The organism is Pseudomonas sp. 10S5, assembly GCF_035019745.1.
In the GTDB taxonomy this organism is placed as follows: Bacteria; Pseudomonadota; Gammaproteobacteria; order Pseudomonadales; family Pseudomonadaceae; genus Aquipseudomonas.
This window is the reverse complement of record NZ_JASJVL010000065.1, coordinates 1-245: the sequence shown is the minus strand read 5'-3', so window position 1 is coordinate 245 and position 245 is coordinate 1. Positions and strand designations below refer to the sequence as shown.

Here is a 245-nt window from a genome sequence, read left to right as displayed (position 1 = left end):
ATCATCCTTGAAGTGCTCAAGGAACACGGCCTGTTTAGCGGCCTGGATGTGCAGTTCCACGGTGACGTGAGCCGCGCTACGCTGCGCGAATACTGCGTTCAGTACGACGAAAGTGACCTGCACTTCGTGAATCGACTGTGCGAAGAAGACGGCTGGTTCTATCGTTTCGAGCATTCGGCTGACGGCCATCGGTTGATTTTCGCCGATGACGAAGGGATGTTTCCCCATAAAGCAAAGGTGGCGCT

The 245-nt window shown here is 54.7% G+C and carries 1 protein-coding gene; it reads left to right on the top strand.

What is annotated here, in order from left to right:
• Nucleotides 1-245: contractile injection system protein, VgrG/Pvc8 family (locus QN378_RS23405; protein ID WP_323567506.1), on the top strand; the 245-nt coding region annotated here is incomplete at both ends.